Origin of the sequence: Arenibacter sp. F26102, from assembly GCF_023015865.1 — a bacterium.
In the GTDB taxonomy this organism is placed as follows: Bacteria; Bacteroidota; Bacteroidia; order Flavobacteriales; family Flavobacteriaceae; genus Arenibacter.
Genome location: NZ_JALKBC010000080.1, coordinates 1 through 281, shown reverse-complemented (window position 1 = coordinate 281; position 281 = coordinate 1). Strand labels below are relative to the sequence as shown.

The following is a 281-nucleotide window of genomic DNA, read 5'->3' as shown; positions in this document are numbered from 1 at the left end:
GGATACCTGCGGATCATATCGTGTGTGCCGATCCCCGCAGCTTTTCGCAGCTTATCGCGTCCTTCATCGCCTCTGAGAGCCTAGGCATTCCCCATACGCCCTTATCTAGCTTGTCGCCAGACCTTTTATTCTATTACCGGGCCCCCCTTCCGCGGCAGCGTCCAAAGGGCCCTCTCTTTTATACTTGTACTTTACTTTACTTTCGTGTTTCTTTTTCAGCGTACGCAAAGACCTGAATCTGTTGCGCACCCTGTCCCAATATGTCAATGAACTTTTTGGCC

The 281-nt window shown here is 50.9% G+C and carries 1 rRNA gene; it reads right to left on the bottom strand.

Annotated features, from left to right (window positions below):
• A 23S ribosomal RNA gene (locus tag MWU78_RS22350) occupies window positions 1-116 on the bottom strand; the annotation flags it as partial.
• Window positions 117-281 lie beyond the last annotated feature (165 nt).